Raw genomic sequence first — 15,609 nt, 5'->3', positions numbered from 1 at the left:
AACTGAGACTTTTATGGCTTTAGGGCCTGTTTTTGATTGGCTGACCTATGGGGCATGATTCGCTCCAATCGGAAAAAAGAGATCCACGGTCGTCCCGATTCCCTCTTCACTATCAATGTTTATTTTCCCTTGATGTTCCTCTACAATCTTAAAACAAATCATTAGCCCTAACCCTGTTCCTTTTTCCTTATGGGAATAAAAAGGCTCCCCTAATTTATGAAGCCTGCTTTTAGGAATGCCACAGCCTTGATCTATTACTTGTATATGGAGATATTCGTGTCTCTTCGAAACATGCACCTCAATCTGGCCTCCATCTGGCATAGCTTCCATTGCATTTTTCAGCACATTTATCAGCACTTGCTTTACTTTGAATTCGTCGCAAATAATGGTAGGGAGGTTGTTGTCTGCCGTTAATTCGATTTGAATTTTGTTCATTAATGCCTGCGTATTCACAATGGCTAGCGTATTTTGTATGACAGTCATGATATTATGGGGCTTGAAGTTGGCTACTTGCGGTTTTGCCAAACTCAAAAACTCACTGATGATGAACTCTATTCTTTCTAATTCCGAAAGCATAATTTCAACATACTTTGCATCAATGGAACTCCGGAACAGCTGAATGAATCCTTTAATCGAGGTGAGCGGATTCCGGATCTCATGAGCCACAGCTGCAGCCAATTGCCCAATTACGGAAAGCTTGTCCGATCTCCGCAAAAGCTCTTCTGTCCTTTTTCGATCGCTGATATTCCTACAAATGGCAGATATCCCCACTACCCTGCCATGGTCATCGCGAATCGGGGAATAGGTATTGCTCACTTCTATAATCTCTCCATCCCTGCGTCGCCGGATTGTTTCAATTCCGCTTACTACATGCCCTTGCCGAACGGAGGAAAAAATCCTTTCCACCTCTTCTTTTAGCTGATGAGGGATCATAATGCCCCTTTTCCCAACGGATTCTTCTTCTGACCAGCCAAACATATTTTCAAAAGCAGGATTAATTCTTTGTACCCTGCCTTCCAAATCCAAGACGGCAATACCATCTGCACTATGATGAAAAAGCGACTCCCATTGCTCCTGAACCGACTGTCTCATCGATCTCTTTCGGAGCTTTTCTTTCCGAATACGGTAGCGTTTCTCTTTTGCGTTGACTTCTTCCATACGATCACCACCAATAGAATGGATAGGGTTAATGTGCAGGAACCCTATATTCCCTCTCCTTATTCCTTATAATAGGATAAATAGTTTAAGAAAAATAGAGTAATTTAGTAAATAAGCTCCAAAAATAACGTGAATAGTAAATTCCCTGAAAGAAAACGTTTACAAAATTGATTACATCATGTAGTATTATATTAGGACAAGTTTTAACGCGGAGGTACAAAACACGTCCCACAATTTCAAAGATAAGAGGAGGTTACGGTATGAGAGATTTCTGTGTACGGTGCGAAGAGGAGCTAGCCCCAATGGAACGAAACAGAAGTGAGTGCTGGGAATGTCAGGATGACATGTCCGTGACTTACTCGGATGATGTGGAGATGGAATAACAAAAAGAGTGTAAAGGAAGCCTTCGGTGTTTCTTTACACTCTTTTTGCGATTGAATTTAAAAGGACGTAATCAGTGCTCTTAGCTCAGTAATAATTTCTTGTTGATACAAGAGATTACCTTCTCCATACCGTTGGCCAATTTCTCGATATACATTCTTGATTCTCTCTTCATAATCCATAACACCCTCGCGGCTTGGATACTCTTGCTTAAATAAAACCATCGGTTCTTGGACCCGCTTTGGACGAGGTCCCCAACTGCCTAAGACTGTTCCCTTTGGATCAGTGAAAATGACAATAGGGATTGAGCGGCCACCCATTGTTAAAAACTGATCCATCACGTTCAAATTGTTTTCCATCACTAGGATTTCAGTATTGATTTCTGCCTTTTCTAACGCATGTAACACTACAGGCACATTCCGCACGACATCGCCACACCAATCGGCAGCTAAGATCAAACAATGCAGCTGGGCTTTCCCTGCAAAACCTGTAAAGTATTCCTCGTCCTCAGGATTCCAGATAAAACTTTCATAAATCTCCCTAAACTTCTCTTGGTTCACTGTCATACTATCGATAAAATCTTTTGGCTTAAGACCTTTTTCAAACTTACTATGAAGATTCATACTCTATCCCTCCCCCTGCATTATTTTACCAACATATTTACAGGATATAGCCTGCTAAGCATAAAATCAATTGGCTTATGTGTTCCCACGTGAGACTTCAGCATCAGTAAATAAGAAAATACCCTTAGCTCTCTGATTAAGAGGAACTAAGGGTATCCATTTACATCTGCTCTCTCTCAAGCTCATATGACTCATTATCGCTAGCCGAGGCATCGAGGTCCCATTCTTCGTCCGCTTGGTTCATAGGAGCGGTTTGGGCATAGTCAGTGTAGTTCGTAAAGGGTTTGACCGCTTTTCTAGCCGGCTTGGCGGTGAGGTCGTCCTGAATATACCATGCATCTGATTCGTACATGTCTTTCTCCTCCTTTTTCCTGTATATCCTATAGGATGAACTATTTCCTATTAAATAATTCAGCTGAAAACTCTTTAAATATGTGCGGTTCTAACAGACCTTTAGCTCTGTTATGTAAAATCTGGTGTGCATCAATGTCCATAGACAGAAATGGTTCCCGGTTTTCATAAAAAACTCCCTTTATCGAATTGATGTTATTCATAAGTAAAACCTGATAGAATTCTTCGTGACCATTTGCTAATGCCCAAAATTTCCAATCATTGACCTTGTCCCATATAATATGCATGGAGAGTCCCCCTCGTCCCAACAGAATATCTTCTTTTACTAATTTAATATCTTAGCTTTTGAATTATGAATATCTAGAATACCTGACTAATGAAAAAAGACGCTCATGGATTGAACGTCTTTCTATTTCTCCTTTTTTACTTCCTCTTTTTCCTTTTGTTCTTGTTTAGCCTTTGCCCCCTGCTTAATCTCTTGGCGCCCTTCTCTTTGTTGAACCTGGTTTGGGGCCTCGCGATTCGTCTGCTCCTGCACCATTTGGCATCCAAGCAGGAGAAACATCAACACTAATATTCCTAAAGAGCATTTTCCGGTCCGATTTAGCATTTAATCTTCTCCTTTAGTCTAGTTACCCATAGTATGAGCAGAAACTAAGGTAATCATGAATACCCATGGATAACGAATCGATTCACAATTCATTCACAATTTCATTGTCGAAAAAAGTCGAAATGGTGATATAATAATCTTGTTAACCAAATCAAAGTCAAAAATCTTACCTATGACTATAAATAAATTCAAAACTAGGAGGCAAGGAATGAACATTACATTGTCTGAAAAAAAATGTCAGCACTGTGGAGTGAAGTTAAGCGAATATGAAATTCAAGAAAAGAAAGGACACTGTATGGACTGCTATAATGAAATCCATGACGTGAACCGGAAAAAGAAAAATACAAATCTGTTTACACGCACAAAGAGTAAACAATTCGTGTCTATCTACTAAAAAAAGTGCCCCCTTGCGATAACCAAGGGAGGCACTTTTTCATCACCCAATTCTTTCTTATCTAGTCTAATATCCAAGCAACACTTGCTTCTGTTTCATAGTATACAGTAATCCAGTGAGTAAGCTGGAGAGGAACGGGCAATATATCCTGCAATTGCCTTCAAACACCTCCTTTTTCCAAGTCGGGCGGTACTGAGTGAGGTACCGCTTACTTTTTTATTTCTATATATAACAATCAAGGCTGCTCCTTCGAGCAGCCTTAATCTATGTGATCATCCCTGTGGGATGGGGTTTTTCCCAAGTCCATAATACTTATGTTATTCTATGCAACAACACAAGAACTTGAGCTAAATAATATATGAATTTTTTGTGACAATGAAAATAGAAAGGATACCTCACGATTAATAATCAGAGAAAAATACAGCTGAGCTGGTCTTGTAAGCGCATTACTGCTTCTTTCTTGTTATTGTCATATATAGGATTTCACCTTATTATATTCATACAATGGAAAGAAGGTGTGAACTTGATATTTGTTAATGTAATTCTTCCCGTACTCTTAATATTTTTAAGTGGTTATATTATCCAACGAAAATATCAAATGGACTTGAAGCCCATCTCAACTGTCGCTATCTATATTTTATCTCCAGCGCTTGTGTTCCGTACATTTTACAAAACACCCTTAGATATCCAACTCATGTATATTGCCGCCATCTCTTTGATTTTGCTTGGAGCCCTCATTCTCATCACAACCTTGACAGCTAAATTTTGCCACTACGATAAACAGCAAGAAAGTGCCTTGATGCTTTCTACTGCCTTTGCCAACAGCGGTAACTATGGTGCCCCGGTCATCCTCTTTGCCTTTGGGCCTGTTGGATTTGACTATGCTATTACAATCATGGTATTTCACTCCATAATTATGAGCATCTTTGGCGTATATTTTGCATCGCGTGGGCAAAGCGGAGCGAAATTGGCTATTAAAACAGTTTTACAGATGCCAGCAAACTACGCTGCGATCGTCGCAGTGATTATGTATGAATGGCAAATCATCATTCCAGATAATTTCTTTCAAGCCATAGATATGGTTGCCGATGCCGCAATCCCTCTCGTGATGATTATTCTGGGAATGCAATTAGCGAACGTTTCCACTAAGCAAATGGAATGGAAAGGGATAAGTTTAGCAACCGTTATCCGTCTCATCGCTTCACCTTTATTAGCTTACTTGATTTGTCTCATGTTCCCATTGGACCCGGTCTTGCAAAAGGTGCTCATTACACTTGCCGCGATGCCATCGGCTGCAACAACAACAATGTATGCCGTGCAGTTCAATGCCAAGCCTCAGTTCGTCTCAAGCAGTACATTAATTACAACTGTGCTCAGCTTTGTCACCTTGACTTGCTTGCTGAACTTGTTGCAATGATACAGAAAAAAGCTGTCAGCATAGAGGGCAGCTTTTTTTCCATGCTTTGACTTCCTCGGGATGGAATAGTGTCTGGCTCCATCTAATATGATAAAATGAAAATATTAGCAATAAAGGGGGTGCCCTAATGAAAATAGTGAGCGCTTGCTTAATCGGTTGTCAGTGTCGGTATGACAAACAATCAAATCGTGTTTCTGACGTGGAGCGTCTGGTTAAAGAACGGCAAGCTATTCCGGTTTGTCCTGAGCAGTTAGGCGGTCTTCCTACTCCTCGGAATCCCGCAGAGATTATCGGAGGAGATGGCTTTGATGTTCTAAAGTGGAATGCAAAAGTTATCGATAACCAAGGCGCTGATGTCACGCAGCAATTTATTGATGGTGCTTACCAAGCTTTAAATGTAGCTAAGACAGTTGGGGCTACCGAAGCTATCCTCAAAGAAAGAAGCCCCTCATGCGGCAGTCATCAGATCTATGATGGAACCTACAGCAAAACGAAGAAAACAGGTGTGGGCGTAACGGCTGCCCTGTTCATACAAAATGGCATTTCCGTTTCATCTGAAGAGCAAACATAGAGGAGTCATAACTTATGTAGACGGTGTCCCAGTACTGGCTTTGTGCGGGACACCTTTTCTTTATAGTTACCTTGAACCCAGCGGCTGTACTCTTTCTCTTCCGGGTTCCATGTAAGGGGCAGCTTTCTTTACTTGATAGCGCCTTCCTTCTGGTGTAAATTCGGGTACAACTGGCCCTTTTTCCATCCCCCAAATATTGGAGTTGGGTTCATTGACTCGAGAATACCGATAGTAGTTAGGTGACCCCCAACCCCGGACTTCATCTGTGACATCCTTGTCTGAATTTATTTGAGCTAACGTTTGTCCTTGGTTTCCTCGTCTCTGATTGTTTGTCGTCTCCCCCCGGTAGACTTGACCATAAGGTACCGCATTCCCATTCTTTTTCCCTTGTACATTAGTCGATTGATTATTGTTGCGGTTCCCTAAGGCTTTTCCTTGATCGTCACCCGTTTGGTAATAGCCGCATCCTGAGAACAGAAATGATGCAAAGCAAATAGAAGCCAATGCCTTATACCACTTTTTATGCATCGTACACCTCCATTGTCAAAAGGGGGCTTTTTCTTAGCCCCTTAACCTTAGACTCTCCGAGAACCACTATCCCTACATCAAGCAAATGCAGCCAGAAAGAGCATTGGGAATCTCAGGGCATCCGATATTATAGAGGAAACTTTTCTCACAGCAACCGAAAAAAGTTTGACAAATATGTGAACAAAGTGAATAATAGATAAAAAGGAGGATGAATGAAATGGAATCTAAAAGAAAGATACTTAACACTGTGAAGTATGTCGGCGGCAGCGTTCTTACAATGGGAATTGTTATGTTTTTACTTGGTCTGTTTGAAAACGATTACAGCGTTTTAACTTCGCTAGGCATTGGTACAGTTATGGGATCTGTTTTTATCTTTTTAATGGGCGTGTTTTTTGTGGCGACAGAGGAAATGCTCGACAAAACAATTAAAGGAATTAAAGTCGCCCCTGTAAATGCAAGAAAACTTGGCTAAAGCCAAGCTACAAGTTTTCCTTGTGCTGTCCAAATAATGTAAAGAAGTTATACATTAAAAAAGGAGCATCATTGTAGACGCTCCCTTAGTACATAAGATTTTATAGGTAACCCCAAATCATGCATAGTAATGTACCGAAGACAGTAATTAAAGCGATAAATAATCCGTAATAGATGTTTGTATAAATGGCCCCTTTGTCCTCAGATTCACCCGCGTGCATAAATACAACGAGCTGGAGACCCGCTTGCACGAATGCTGTTGCAAGAAGAATCGTCATGCCTACTGCGAATGACATGTCGAAGAAGTAAACGGCAAGTGCCACCGCTGTAAGGAGCAACGAAAACACAAAGCCCATGACTTGATTGCGCGGGAATAATTCATTCATGTTACATCATTCCTTTCAAGTAGACGAAGCTGAAGATGAAGATCCAAACTACGTCCAGGAAATGCCAATAAAGGGAGAAGATAAATGATTTATTGGCTGTTGCAGGCGTCAGTCCATCCCTTTTGATTTGCAGGATAATGAACAAGCCCCAGAACAAACCGAGTGTCACGTGTGCTCCATGCGTTCCTAAAGTAGTTAAAAGGATAGCTGTAAATGCACTTGTTTGAAGTCCTGCCCCTTCGTGAACAAAGTGATTGAACTCATAAATTTCAACTCCCAGGAATCCTGCGCCAAGAAGAAGAGTGATCACAAAAAATGAGATCATCGCTTGCTTATTGCCGATGCGCATGGCATGAATTCCTAAGCCTATGGTAAAACTACTTGTTAAAAGCAAAATGGTTTCAATCATCAATGGAGTGATTTTGAAAAGCTCAGCTCCAGTTGGTCCGCTTCCCGTACGATCAACTAAGGTGAAATAGGATGCGAAAAGCGTGGCAAAAAGCATAATCTCTGCGCCTAGGAAAATCCAAAAGCCTAAGATCTTTAAGCGATTTTCTTCCGTGCTATATTCAAGTGGCAGCGAGTGATCCAATTTCATTAGCTAACACCCCGCATTCTATTTTCTGTCTCTTCAACCTCTTTAACAGAGATGTAATGACCGTGATCCTTTTCGAAAGAGCGGTGAGCCATACAAGCCAAGATTCCGATTGTCGTAAGAATGACAGGAATCCACAAGCCGAATACAAAAGAAAATCCCCAAACGAAAAAGATTGAACTCATGATAAATGGTACACCGCTGTTATTCGGCATATGAATCTTTTCATAATTGCCTTGGAATAACACATGCCCTTTTTTCTTCGCATCCCACAATGATTCGATTGATTTAACTCGAGGTACAATGGCAAAGTTATATTCCGGAACCGGCGTATGAGTCGCCCACTCAAGGGTTCGGGCATCCCAAGGATCCGAACTGATATCTCTTGAAGCATAGCGCGTGCTGTAATACACGTTGTACACGATTATAACAAAGCCTACTGCAAGGCCAATGGCCCCAATAAAAGAAATCATATTCCAAGTTCCATAACCAGTGGATGCAGAGTACGTATACATCCGGCGCGCTTGACCGTCTAAGCCGGAGAAGAACATTGGCATAAACGCTACGAGCGTGCTGATTGCAATGATCCATGCCGAGAGCTTTCCAATTTTTTCGTTCAGCATGTAGCCGAACATTTTTGGCCAATAGTAAGTGAGACCTGCCAGCATCGCAAATACAACGCCAGGAATAATCACCATATGGAAGTGAGCCACTAAAAACATCGTATTATGATATTGATAGTCTGCAGCTGACATTCCAAGCATGACCCCGGTAACCCCTCCGATGGTGAAAAGCGGGATGAAAAGCAACGAATACAGCATTGGAGTGGTGATCTCAATTCTCCCTTTCCAAAGCGTAAACAGCCAGTTAAAGATCTTAACACCGGTTGGAACAGCAATGGCCATGGTTGTAATCGAGAAAATGCTGTTGGCTAGTGCTCCTTGACCCATTGTAAAGAAATGGTGCGCCCAAACTAAGAATGATAAAAGAGAGATTAATACCATTGATGCTACCATCGATTTGTAGCCATATAGATTGCGTCGTGCAAAGGTAGAAATAATCTCACTATAGATACCGAATGCTGGCAGAATTAAGATATAAACTTCAGGATGTCCCCAAACCCAGAACAAGTTTGCCCAAAGCATATCCATACCGCCATTATCCGTGGTAAAGAAATGTGTCCCAAATAACCGGTCCATGGTTCCCATCGCAAGCGCAACGGTTAAAACAGGAAAAGCGAAAACAATAATGATGTTAGCAATAAGAGAAGACCAGGTGAACATCGGCATTCTCATTAAAGTCATGCCAGGTGCTCTCATTTTCAGAATCGTTGTCATAAAGTTAATACCCGTCATTAACGTACCAATACCAGCAATCTGAATGGAAATCATATAATAATTGGTTCCGACAGATTGACTAAATTCGTTGCCAGCTAGAGGGAAATACGAAGTCCAGCCTGCATCCGGAGACCCTCCGATAACGAAAGAGATATTCAAAAGCATCGCACCCATGAAGAATAACCAGAAGCTTAAAGCATTCAAACGAGGGAACGCTACGTCGCGAGCTCCAATCTGTAATGGTACAACAAAATTCATCAAGGCCATGATAAATGGCATAGCCATAAAGAGGATCATTACGACCCCATGAGTTGTAAAAATTTCATTATAGTGCTGTGCATCCAGTAACTGATTTTCAGGCACGGCAAGCTGAGCGCGCATCATGATAGCATCTGCACCGCCACGAAACAGCATCAGCAAAGCCGAAATCAGATACATAATCCCAATTCGCTTATGGTCTACTGTGGTTAACCATTCACGCCACAGATAGCCCCATTTCTTAAAATAGGTTAGTCCAGCGATAATGGCAATGACAGTAAGGAAAATAGCGACCATTGATGCATAAATCGCAGGACTTGGATGGGGTACGGCAAATCGTGCAAAGAAATCCATACTTTTCCGACTCCTTTCAGGAAATCTATTCCTTGTGAATGTATAGCCCGTTGTTTTTTAAACCATGATTAAAAATTAATGATCCATGCTGCTATGTTCTTCATGTTCTTCAGAATGGGTCTCTTTTTCTTCAGTTTCAGATGACCCCTTGTGATCATGTCCTTCCGGCGGTGGTGAAAATCCTAAATGAGTTCCGGTGTATGTGGACTGTCCAAGATGGCCTGGCTCCAATAACTCATCAAATTTTTCTTTAGTAAGAGGCTGTGCCGTCTTTTTCACTTCCTCTACCCAATCATCAAATTCATCTTGTGGCATTGCTGTAACGTTAAACGTATTCTCTGCAAATCCTTTACCGCTGAAGTTTGCATTTCTTCCCATGTATTCCCCTGGAACGTCTGCTGCCAAATGTAACGTGTTAACCATGTCACTCATTGCGTATTTCTGTCCTCCAAGCTGCGGAATCCAGAAACTGGTGATCGGACCGTATGAGTAAAGTTTAAATTCAAGCGGCCGGTCTGTTGGAATATACAAGTAGTTAACCGTTTCGATATCTTCTTCCGGATAACTGAAATGCCACTTCCAGTTCGAGGAGGAAGCATAAACAATCAGTGGTTCTTTATCTCCGTATCCTTCTGGAGCTGCCTCGACCTTATAGTTGCTTTGAACAGAAACAAAGGAAAGGAAAGCAACAATTAGTACCGGAATTCCCACGCAAATCGCCTCCACAAGCACATTCCCTTCAATATGAGGCGGTTCATAATCTTCTCTTTGTTTAGAAGCACGGTATTTTACTAGCATATACACCAATAGCGCAAAAACAACAATCACAATAAACAGCATAATCCAAGCCGATAGCATAATATCATTAGCTAGCGTTTGAGCTTGCGGTCCTTTAGGATCCAGGATCATCAATGGTTCACACCCTGTTAACACCGTTGTAAGAGTGATAACCAAGCTTAAAAATGTCCATTTCAAGTTCATAAAGATTCCCCTTTCTTTACAGTGTAAAAGCTAGCAGCAAATAGATTTTACATGAACACATGTCTCTATCGAGAACAGTAAATTTAAACTATGCCCCCTTTAATCCCACCCATGTTGTGTCATATCTCTCAAAACTAACTAAAAATGACTAAAAGGGTTTATGTTTTGTGAATTCATGCACAATCTTCTTTTCTAGAAAGAAAAATTGTGCATGAATTCACAAAGCACACAAAAAAAGTATTACTAGAACGAATTAAAGACCATTTAATTTAGATTCTGTGTGTTAAACCTTTTATCACTGTGTAAATATATATTAACATACGTTCACCGATTATTTTGTTACGGATTAAGGGCAAAACTGTGTCTAAAATGTTAAGGTAAAAAATAGATCCCTCCTCTTTTAATTGATAAATGAACAGAAAAAAGACCCTCATCGAGGGTCTTTTAGATCTATACATGAGCAAGTTCGGGCGTATTCATATGAAGCGGAGGAGGAACTAACCATCCTTTTTCCTTCATGATGCGTAACAGTCGAAGTCCAAATTGGGCCTTTGATGCATGGAATTGCCCAAACATTGCAGCAATGTCCTCCCGAATCGATTGACCAATGATTTGACTGCAAGCAACTAGCCCTGCTGCAATATCACGGCTAACCGAAGTGGCGACTTCTTGATCCATGAAACGTGCTCCTGCCGGAATGCTTTCCAAGTTAGCAATAGGTCTTTCTGGAGGAGAAGGAGGAAGTCCTACGCCATTGGCTTTCAGCAAATTTTCCACCTGAGTAATTTCCTGCTTCTTGGTTTGAATACAATCCTGAAGAAAATTGCGAAGGTCTCCATCACCCGTATGGTTTATAAAGGTTTGGTAACCTGCCACTAGCGCCTTTGCACTGGACAGATAAGTCCAAACTGTAAACACCTCACCGTAATGCATTGGTTCATTTTGTGGATTTCCACTCAAGATTCCCATCATAGACCTCCCCATGCTTATGATTGTTGTCAAATCCATAGCGGGTTCTCCTTCAAAGTAAATTCATCACCCAAAGAATAGGATATCCCCCGTTCGCTCTCCATAGTAAGGGAAAATTACCCATGTTCATGCCACTCCCTCAATTTTTCATCGGAGGGAAGTAAGAAGGTAGATATCCCCAGTAAAGGAAGAACACTGCAAAAAAGCATAACGATCTGCAGTCCGTATAAATCGGCCATTTTCCCAAGAACAACCGAGCCCAAAGCCCCCATCCCAAAGGCAAGGCCTACGATCAGACCAGAAACCATTCCCACCCTCCCAGGAACAAGTTCCTGGGCATAAACCACGGAAACAGAAAAGCTGGACAATAGTACAAACCCCATGAGAAAGAAAATAGGATATACCCAAACTAGCGGGACATGCGGCAAGACTAAAGCCATCGGGGCGGATCCGAGCATTGAAAACAAAAGAATATTTCTCTTGCCGAAACGGTCAGCCAAGGGACCTCCTAAAAAGGTCCCTAATACCCCAGCAACTAAAAAGGCAAAAATATAGTATTGGGCTTCTTCTATTGCCAATCCATAATTTTGAATAAGATGGAACTGATAATAATTAGAAATTCCTGTTGAATACCAGCTCCTCGCAAAAACTAGAAAAACGAGAACGGAAATGGCAAAGACTACCTGCTTCTTTTGTTGGGGATGAATTTCTCTGCTTTGAAAGGTCTTTTTTATCCTTGGAAAATATTTTAACTGCTGCCGATACCATGTAGAAACGTAAAGCAGCACCAGGATAGCCAAACCTGCAACACTCGTAAACCAAATCGCTCCGAACTGGCCTAATGGCACAAAAATAAGTGCCGTCATTAGAGGAGCAAGGGACTGACCACTATTGCCTCCTACCTGATAAATCGACTGAGCTAAACCTCGCTTGGGTCCTGCAGCCATATAAGCCACGCGGGAGCCTTCAGGATGGAAGGCAGCGGATCCGAGTCCAATAAATACAACAGATAAGAGCAGCCATTCGAAATTTGGAGCTACCGCTAGCCCTAACATCCCAATAAGTGAGGAACCCATTCCTAAGGGAAGCATATAGGGCAAGGCCTGCTTATCGGTAAACCAGCCGACGAGCGGCTGAATGACCGAAGAGGTCATGTTTAAAGTAAAAGCAATCCAGCCTAATTGAACATAAGTAAGATTCATGGATTGCTGCAATATAGGAAAGATAGCGGGTATTACAGACTGCATCGAGTCGTTTAGCAAATGAACAAAACCAATGGCAAATAAAATCCTGTACATGGTAGGCTGGGCTACAGCCTGGGCATTCATAGCCACCTGCATAGCATTGTCTCTCCTCCCCATCTCTGAAACCTATTCCAATTATAACGAATTTGATAGGTTTTGGAACTCCCCTAGCACCTTGGATACTTTCACCATCATTTGAACAGGATAGATAACGAAAGGAGGATCGAAACATGGCCAAAAACCGAAAACCCTCAAAGACACTCGACAAGAACGATATCGTGCCCGATTTTCCCCAAGACCAAGTTCAGTCTAATGGACTTAAGAATGCCGCTCAAAAGGCAAAACAACAAGAAAGCGCAGCCGATTAGGCCCAACTTGCAAGCAAAAAGAGGACCTCATTCCAATAAGGAAGAAGTCCTCTCCATGCTTTTTTGAAAATATGACTTTACCTTGTGAATGTCAGCGGTTTAGATTGGGGTCTGGTGGACACGATCATCCTTTTTCTTTTTCCGATTGCAGGCTGAATTTGGCCATTCCGAGCTCCTCGCTTCGTTTCCCCCTGATAGCTTTGTTTGGTTTCCGGTAATCCTTTTTCCCCCCCCACAATCTCCTCACAGCAAAGCTCCAAAATTTCATCAAAATGAACAAATGACAACTCAATTCCCCCTTTAATATCGCATAGTATAAAAATGAATTTTTCAAATATTATGTTTATATCATACCTTCTTCGTTTGACACTGTAAATTAGTGAATTTTTTCAATAAGTGTGTTTATCCAGTATCTGACATTGTTAGAGTTTTTCACGAAACAGTGAAATATAGAGGAATACCGAGAAATATCAAGAGATACAAAGGTTTCCCCATTAAATCTTCTGTTAAAAACGCTTTCATTTAGAAAATAATCGATTTCCTCTACTTTTCAAACATGATTTACATGACGATATTAGGTATAATAAGAGTATAATAAATTGGACAAATAGGAGCGAATTCTTATGGCTCAACGAGTAGCCACCATGTACAAACAAGTCAAATTGGAACTTAGTTCGCATCAGTTAAAGGATTTTGTCAAACTATTTGAAACCCATCATAATTCTACGCAAATTCGTGTATTCGACAATGGCGACACGGAGATGATCCTCTTTGATCACGGTAACGAAATCCCTCTTGTCTTTCATCCTTTAGGACCTCACTATATCTTCGAAGGATCTTTTGTTGTGAAAGATCTTCAATTGGCCAATACTGTGCGTAAAGCTGTTCAGGAATGTAAAGGTCACGCTCTCGTTCATCGCCTCTACCACAAACATATCATGGAATATCATTATGCCTATGGAAATGTTGTTAAGATCCAAGAAATTCGCGGAGAAAAAACCAAATTGGTTTATGAATTTAAAGATACCATCGGTACCCTTGCCCGTTTATATTCCGAACGCGGGGTTGAAGACGAGATCGCTTGGGTCCGACTGCAAATTGACCAATTACTAGATCTTCGGGTGAAGGCTATTCATACGGAGGAAATTGATGCCCGCTTGAAAGAATTAACGAAAGAACTTTTTATACTAGAAGCATAAAAAAGGGGGAGGAAAAGGCATACTTTTCCTCCCCTTTTTTATCTCAACTTTCACAAAACAGCCACTTCATAACCTTATATTCTCCTGATCTTCATATTATACTAGAAGTAGGAAGAAGGCTTTCTCGGTTCCATCTTAACGAGGCAAGACATTCCGCACGAGCTTTCTTCCTTAATCTGACCGAAGGAGAAGGTGTGTATCATGTCCTTTGCCCATTTTGATGAAATCTGCAGGATTTGTTGTGAGATGGATGAGGAGCCCAGGTTCATTCGCCGCTTTGAGCACGTAGACGGATTTCCAGAAGGAATTTTACCCGAAGCCAAGATTCGCGGATCAGGAGCCTTTTCCCCTGCTGCTGCGCAGCAGGATAAGGCCCAGATTCAACCGCCTGAACCCGAAGACAATGCGATCTATATGATTGAATACGGACCATTAGTTTAGATATTTATCCTAGACCAATCGATTTTTCTGATTGGTCATTTCTTTTTTTTTGAAGTCTGGTACTGAATGGTTAGATGTGATCAATTTCACAGCAAACCTGAAAGGGACTTGGTATATTAATAAATATCCAGATAACAAGAAAAATTAATTGATACAAATCTATATTTTGACAAAATCAGGAGGAATAAATCATGATCATTTTATCTCAGCAAATGTGCCAGAGTTGTGGGGTTAAATTAACAACGTTTGAGGTTCAAGAAAAAGATGGGTATTGCATGGAATGCTTCCATGAAACCCAGTCCAGCAAGAAACCGAAACAGGACTCCGAGGATATCTTTGCCAAAAGGAAAAATACCCGCAAATACGCATGGTATTACCATCATCAAGCGCGTACTGCGGGTAACTCTTAAGTAAAAGGGAAGCTTTCCACGACTTCATATTTTGGCATTCGATCCATGTGTGACCGATATAGGCAAAAACGGTCTGCCTTCCAGGACAAGTCCGTATCTCCTAGTTCTTGCTGAAAGTCAGGAAGGACAAAAGAAAACTCGCCCTGCCATCTTCTTGCTATTGTGATATGAGGGCGATAAGGGCGATTTTCCATTTGGAAACCAGCCTGCTCGCATACATAGCCTGTCGCTTTTTGCAACTCATGAAGCGCTCTCTCATGTTCCGTACCTACCCAGAAGATTCTTGGCGATTGCTTCTCGCCAAAATAACCGAAGTGTGTGGCTTGAAGGGAAAAAGAAGAGATCCCCTCCTTTGCCTTCGGAATCCCTGCTATAACTTGAGACAGGGACTTATCCTCTGCTCGCCCCAAAAAGTGAAGCGTAATATGGTAATCTTCAGCGACAACCTTATTTTTAAAAGGAAGTTCTTCATGGCGAGAAGAAAGCCAATCAGCCAGACGTTGGGCCAATGATATAGGAATAGGCACAGCAAGAAAATAATGGATGTCCATCTCTTCTCCTTT

General features: G+C 41.4%; 23 protein-coding genes. 9 read left to right on the top strand and 14 right to left on the bottom strand.

Annotated features, from left to right (window positions below):
* Window positions 1-45: 45 nt before the first annotated feature.
* Entirely contained in the window at window positions 46-1,158 is a 1,113-nt protein-coding gene (locus ABLT31_RS03140; protein ID WP_367748741.1) for an ATP-binding protein, read from the bottom strand.
* A gap of 260 nt (window positions 1,159-1,418) precedes the next feature.
* Between ABLT31_RS03140 and ABLT31_RS03135 the strand changes: the two genes are divergently transcribed.
* Window positions 1,419-1,541 carry a hypothetical protein gene (locus tag ABLT31_RS03135; protein WP_367748739.1) on the top strand — a complete coding sequence of 41 codons (123 nt, stop codon included), beginning with the start codon at window positions 1,419-1,421 and terminating at the stop codon, window positions 1,539-1,541.
* A 57-nt stretch (window positions 1,542-1,598) separates the two neighbouring features.
* Here the strand turns inward: ABLT31_RS03135 and ABLT31_RS03130 are convergent, their stop codons facing one another.
* The 4 genes from ABLT31_RS03130 to ABLT31_RS03115 all read right to left on the bottom strand — a co-directional run bounded on the left by ABLT31_RS03130 (window position 1,599) and on the right by ABLT31_RS03115 (window position 3,123).
* Entirely contained in the window at window positions 1,599-2,162 is a 564-nt protein-coding gene (locus ABLT31_RS03130; protein WP_367748736.1) for a thioredoxin family protein, read from the bottom strand.
* Between the two features lie 160 nt (window positions 2,163-2,322).
* Window positions 2,323-2,514: a hypothetical protein gene (locus ABLT31_RS03125; RefSeq protein ID WP_367748734.1), complete on the bottom strand. Its 192-nt coding sequence runs from the start codon at window positions 2,512-2,514 to the stop codon at window positions 2,323-2,325.
* A gap of 40 nt (window positions 2,515-2,554) precedes the next feature.
* Window positions 2,555-2,800 carry a hypothetical protein gene (locus tag ABLT31_RS03120; RefSeq protein ID WP_367748732.1) on the bottom strand — a complete coding sequence of 82 codons (246 nt, stop codon included), beginning with the start codon at window positions 2,798-2,800 and terminating at the stop codon, window positions 2,555-2,557.
* A 122-nt stretch (window positions 2,801-2,922) separates the two neighbouring features.
* Window positions 2,923-3,123 carry a hypothetical protein gene (locus ABLT31_RS03115; protein WP_367748730.1) on the bottom strand — a complete coding sequence of 67 codons (201 nt, stop codon included), beginning with the start codon at window positions 3,121-3,123 and terminating at the stop codon, window positions 2,923-2,925.
* A 208-nt stretch (window positions 3,124-3,331) separates the two neighbouring features.
* Between ABLT31_RS03115 and ABLT31_RS03110 the strand changes: the two genes are divergently transcribed.
* From ABLT31_RS03110 to ABLT31_RS03100, 3 genes are all read left to right on the top strand, one after another.
* The gene (locus ABLT31_RS03110) at window positions 3,332-3,517 is read left to right on the top strand and encodes a hypothetical protein (RefSeq protein ID WP_367748728.1); all 186 of its coding nucleotides are present in this window, start codon (window positions 3,332-3,334) and stop codon (window positions 3,515-3,517) included.
* A gap of 523 nt (window positions 3,518-4,040) precedes the next feature.
* Window positions 4,041-4,934 carry an AEC family transporter gene (locus ABLT31_RS03105; protein ID WP_367748726.1) on the top strand — a complete coding sequence of 298 codons (894 nt, stop codon included), beginning with the start codon at window positions 4,041-4,043 and terminating at the stop codon, window positions 4,932-4,934.
* A gap of 127 nt (window positions 4,935-5,061) precedes the next feature.
* Entirely contained in the window at window positions 5,062-5,505 is a 444-nt protein-coding gene (locus ABLT31_RS03100; protein ID WP_367748723.1) for a 2-thiouracil desulfurase family protein, read from the top strand.
* Between the two features lie 66 nt (window positions 5,506-5,571).
* Here ABLT31_RS03100 and ABLT31_RS03095 read toward each other — a convergent pair whose 3' ends face one another.
* The gene (locus ABLT31_RS03095; RefSeq protein ID WP_367748722.1) at window positions 5,572-6,033 is read right to left on the bottom strand and encodes a hypothetical protein; all 462 of its coding nucleotides are present in this window, start codon (window positions 6,031-6,033) and stop codon (window positions 5,572-5,574) included.
* Window positions 6,034-6,250: 217 nt separating this feature from the next.
* Here ABLT31_RS03095 and ABLT31_RS03090 point away from each other — a divergent pair, with 217 nt between their 5' ends.
* Window positions 6,251-6,505 carry a hypothetical protein gene (locus ABLT31_RS03090; protein WP_367748719.1) on the top strand — a complete coding sequence of 85 codons (255 nt, stop codon included), beginning with the start codon at window positions 6,251-6,253 and terminating at the stop codon, window positions 6,503-6,505.
* Between the two features lie 100 nt (window positions 6,506-6,605).
* Here ABLT31_RS03090 and qoxD read toward each other — a convergent pair whose 3' ends face one another.
* The 6 genes from qoxD to ABLT31_RS03060 all read right to left on the bottom strand — a co-directional run bounded on the left by qoxD (window position 6,606) and on the right by ABLT31_RS03060 (window position 12,724).
* On the bottom strand, window positions 6,606-6,890 hold the full coding sequence (gene qoxD / locus ABLT31_RS03085) for a cytochrome aa3 quinol oxidase subunit IV (RefSeq protein ID WP_367748716.1): 285 nt from the start codon (window positions 6,888-6,890) through the stop codon (window positions 6,606-6,608).
* 1 nt (window position 6,891) lies between these two features.
* Window positions 6,892-7,488 (bottom strand): cytochrome aa3 quinol oxidase subunit III, encoded by a 597-nt coding sequence (qoxC, locus tag ABLT31_RS03080; RefSeq protein WP_367748713.1) that lies wholly within the window; start codon window positions 7,486-7,488, stop codon window positions 6,892-6,894.
* Window positions 7,488-9,434, bottom strand: a complete 1,947-nt coding sequence (gene qoxB, locus ABLT31_RS03075) for a cytochrome aa3 quinol oxidase subunit I (RefSeq protein ID WP_367748709.1) — start codon at window positions 9,432-9,434, stop codon at window positions 7,488-7,490. Before qoxB ends, qoxC begins: the two co-directional genes overlap by 1 nt.
* A gap of 75 nt (window positions 9,435-9,509) precedes the next feature.
* Window positions 9,510-10,415: a cytochrome aa3 quinol oxidase subunit II gene (gene qoxA / locus ABLT31_RS03070; protein WP_367748706.1), complete on the bottom strand. Its 906-nt coding sequence runs from the start codon at window positions 10,413-10,415 to the stop codon at window positions 9,510-9,512.
* 450 nt (window positions 10,416-10,865) lie between these two features.
* A complete protein-coding gene (locus ABLT31_RS03065; RefSeq protein ID WP_367749346.1) occupies window positions 10,866-11,384 on the bottom strand; it encodes a DUF3231 family protein in 519 nt (172 codons plus the stop codon).
* A 116-nt stretch (window positions 11,385-11,500) separates the two neighbouring features.
* Window positions 11,501-12,724, bottom strand: coding sequence for an MFS transporter (locus ABLT31_RS03060; RefSeq protein WP_367748704.1), 1,224 nt, complete (start codon window positions 12,722-12,724; stop codon window positions 11,501-11,503).
* A gap of 134 nt (window positions 12,725-12,858) precedes the next feature.
* Here ABLT31_RS03060 and ABLT31_RS03055 point away from each other — a divergent pair, with 134 nt between their 5' ends.
* Complete coding sequence (locus tag ABLT31_RS03055; protein WP_367748701.1) at window positions 12,859-12,996, top strand: hypothetical protein; 138 nt, start codon at window positions 12,859-12,861, stop codon at window positions 12,994-12,996.
* Between the two features lie 77 nt (window positions 12,997-13,073).
* Here the strand turns inward: ABLT31_RS03055 and ABLT31_RS03050 are convergent, their stop codons facing one another.
* Window positions 13,074-13,283, bottom strand: coding sequence for a hypothetical protein (locus ABLT31_RS03050; protein ID WP_367748698.1), 210 nt, complete (start codon window positions 13,281-13,283; stop codon window positions 13,074-13,076).
* A 336-nt stretch (window positions 13,284-13,619) separates the two neighbouring features.
* On the opposite strand from ABLT31_RS03050, the gene ABLT31_RS03045 reads away from it, so the two are divergent.
* From ABLT31_RS03045 to ABLT31_RS03035, 3 genes are all read left to right on the top strand, one after another.
* Window positions 13,620-14,195 carry a non-ribosomal peptide synthetase module gene (locus ABLT31_RS03045; protein WP_367748695.1) on the top strand — a complete coding sequence of 192 codons (576 nt, stop codon included), beginning with the start codon at window positions 13,620-13,622 and terminating at the stop codon, window positions 14,193-14,195.
* Window positions 14,196-14,396: 201 nt separating this feature from the next.
* On the top strand, window positions 14,397-14,636 hold the full coding sequence (locus ABLT31_RS03040; RefSeq protein ID WP_367748692.1) for a hypothetical protein: 240 nt from the start codon (window positions 14,397-14,399) through the stop codon (window positions 14,634-14,636).
* A gap of 191 nt (window positions 14,637-14,827) precedes the next feature.
* Window positions 14,828-15,046 (top strand): hypothetical protein, encoded by a 219-nt coding sequence (locus ABLT31_RS03035; RefSeq protein WP_367748690.1) that lies wholly within the window; start codon window positions 14,828-14,830, stop codon window positions 15,044-15,046.
* Here ABLT31_RS03035 and thpR read toward each other — a convergent pair.
* Complete coding sequence (gene thpR / locus ABLT31_RS03030; RefSeq protein WP_367748687.1) at window positions 15,043-15,597, bottom strand: RNA 2',3'-cyclic phosphodiesterase; 555 nt, start codon at window positions 15,595-15,597, stop codon at window positions 15,043-15,045. The genes ABLT31_RS03035 and thpR overlap by 4 nt on opposite strands.
* Between the last annotated feature and the right edge of the window lie 12 nt (window positions 15,598-15,609).

This window comes from Ammoniphilus soli (assembly GCF_040813775.1).
This window is presented reverse-complemented; position numbering and strand designations above follow the sequence as displayed.

Coding starts and splice junctions, on each gene's coding strand:
- ABLT31_RS03140 (WP_367748741.1), bottom strand. CDS start 1,158: ATGGAAGAAGTCAACGCAAAAGAGAAACGCTACCGTATTCGGAAAGAA.
- ABLT31_RS03135 (WP_367748739.1), top strand. CDS start 1,419: ATGAGAGATTTCTGTGTACGGTGCGAAGAGGAGCTAGCCCCAATGGAA.
- ABLT31_RS03130 (WP_367748736.1), bottom strand. CDS start 2,162: ATGAATCTTCATAGTAAGTTTGAAAAAGGTCTTAAGCCAAAAGATTTT.
- ABLT31_RS03125 (WP_367748734.1), bottom strand. CDS start 2,514: ATGTACGAATCAGATGCATGGTATATTCAGGACGACCTCACCGCCAAG.
- ABLT31_RS03120 (WP_367748732.1), bottom strand. CDS start 2,800: ATGCATATTATATGGGACAAGGTCAATGATTGGAAATTTTGGGCATTA.
- ABLT31_RS03115 (WP_367748730.1), bottom strand. CDS start 3,123: ATGCTAAATCGGACCGGAAAATGCTCTTTAGGAATATTAGTGTTGATG.
- ABLT31_RS03110 (WP_367748728.1), top strand. CDS start 3,332: ATGAACATTACATTGTCTGAAAAAAAATGTCAGCACTGTGGAGTGAAG.
- ABLT31_RS03100 (WP_367748723.1), top strand. CDS start 5,062: ATGAAAATAGTGAGCGCTTGCTTAATCGGTTGTCAGTGTCGGTATGAC.
- ABLT31_RS03095 (WP_367748722.1), bottom strand. CDS start 6,033: ATGCATAAAAAGTGGTATAAGGCATTGGCTTCTATTTGCTTTGCATCA.
- ABLT31_RS03090 (WP_367748719.1), top strand. CDS start 6,251: ATGGAATCTAAAAGAAAGATACTTAACACTGTGAAGTATGTCGGCGGC.
- qoxD (WP_367748716.1), bottom strand. CDS start 6,890: ATGAATGAATTATTCCCGCGCAATCAAGTCATGGGCTTTGTGTTTTCG.
- qoxC (WP_367748713.1), bottom strand. CDS start 7,488: ATGAAATTGGATCACTCGCTGCCACTTGAATATAGCACGGAAGAAAAT.
- qoxB (WP_367748709.1), bottom strand. CDS start 9,434: ATGGATTTCTTTGCACGATTTGCCGTACCCCATCCAAGTCCTGCGATT.
- qoxA (WP_367748706.1), bottom strand. CDS start 10,415: ATGAACTTGAAATGGACATTTTTAAGCTTGGTTATCACTCTTACAACG.
- ABLT31_RS03065 (WP_367749346.1), bottom strand. CDS start 11,384: ATGGGAATCTTGAGTGGAAATCCACAAAATGAACCAATGCATTACGGT.
- ABLT31_RS03060 (WP_367748704.1), bottom strand. CDS start 12,724: ATGCAGGTGGCTATGAATGCCCAGGCTGTAGCCCAGCCTACCATGTAC.
- ABLT31_RS03055 (WP_367748701.1), top strand. CDS start 12,859: ATGGCCAAAAACCGAAAACCCTCAAAGACACTCGACAAGAACGATATC.
- ABLT31_RS03045 (WP_367748695.1), top strand. CDS start 13,620: ATGGCTCAACGAGTAGCCACCATGTACAAACAAGTCAAATTGGAACTT.
- ABLT31_RS03040 (WP_367748692.1), top strand. CDS start 14,397: ATGTCCTTTGCCCATTTTGATGAAATCTGCAGGATTTGTTGTGAGATG.
- ABLT31_RS03035 (WP_367748690.1), top strand. CDS start 14,828: ATGATCATTTTATCTCAGCAAATGTGCCAGAGTTGTGGGGTTAAATTA.
- thpR (WP_367748687.1), bottom strand. CDS start 15,597: ATGGACATCCATTATTTTCTTGCTGTGCCTATTCCTATATCATTGGCC.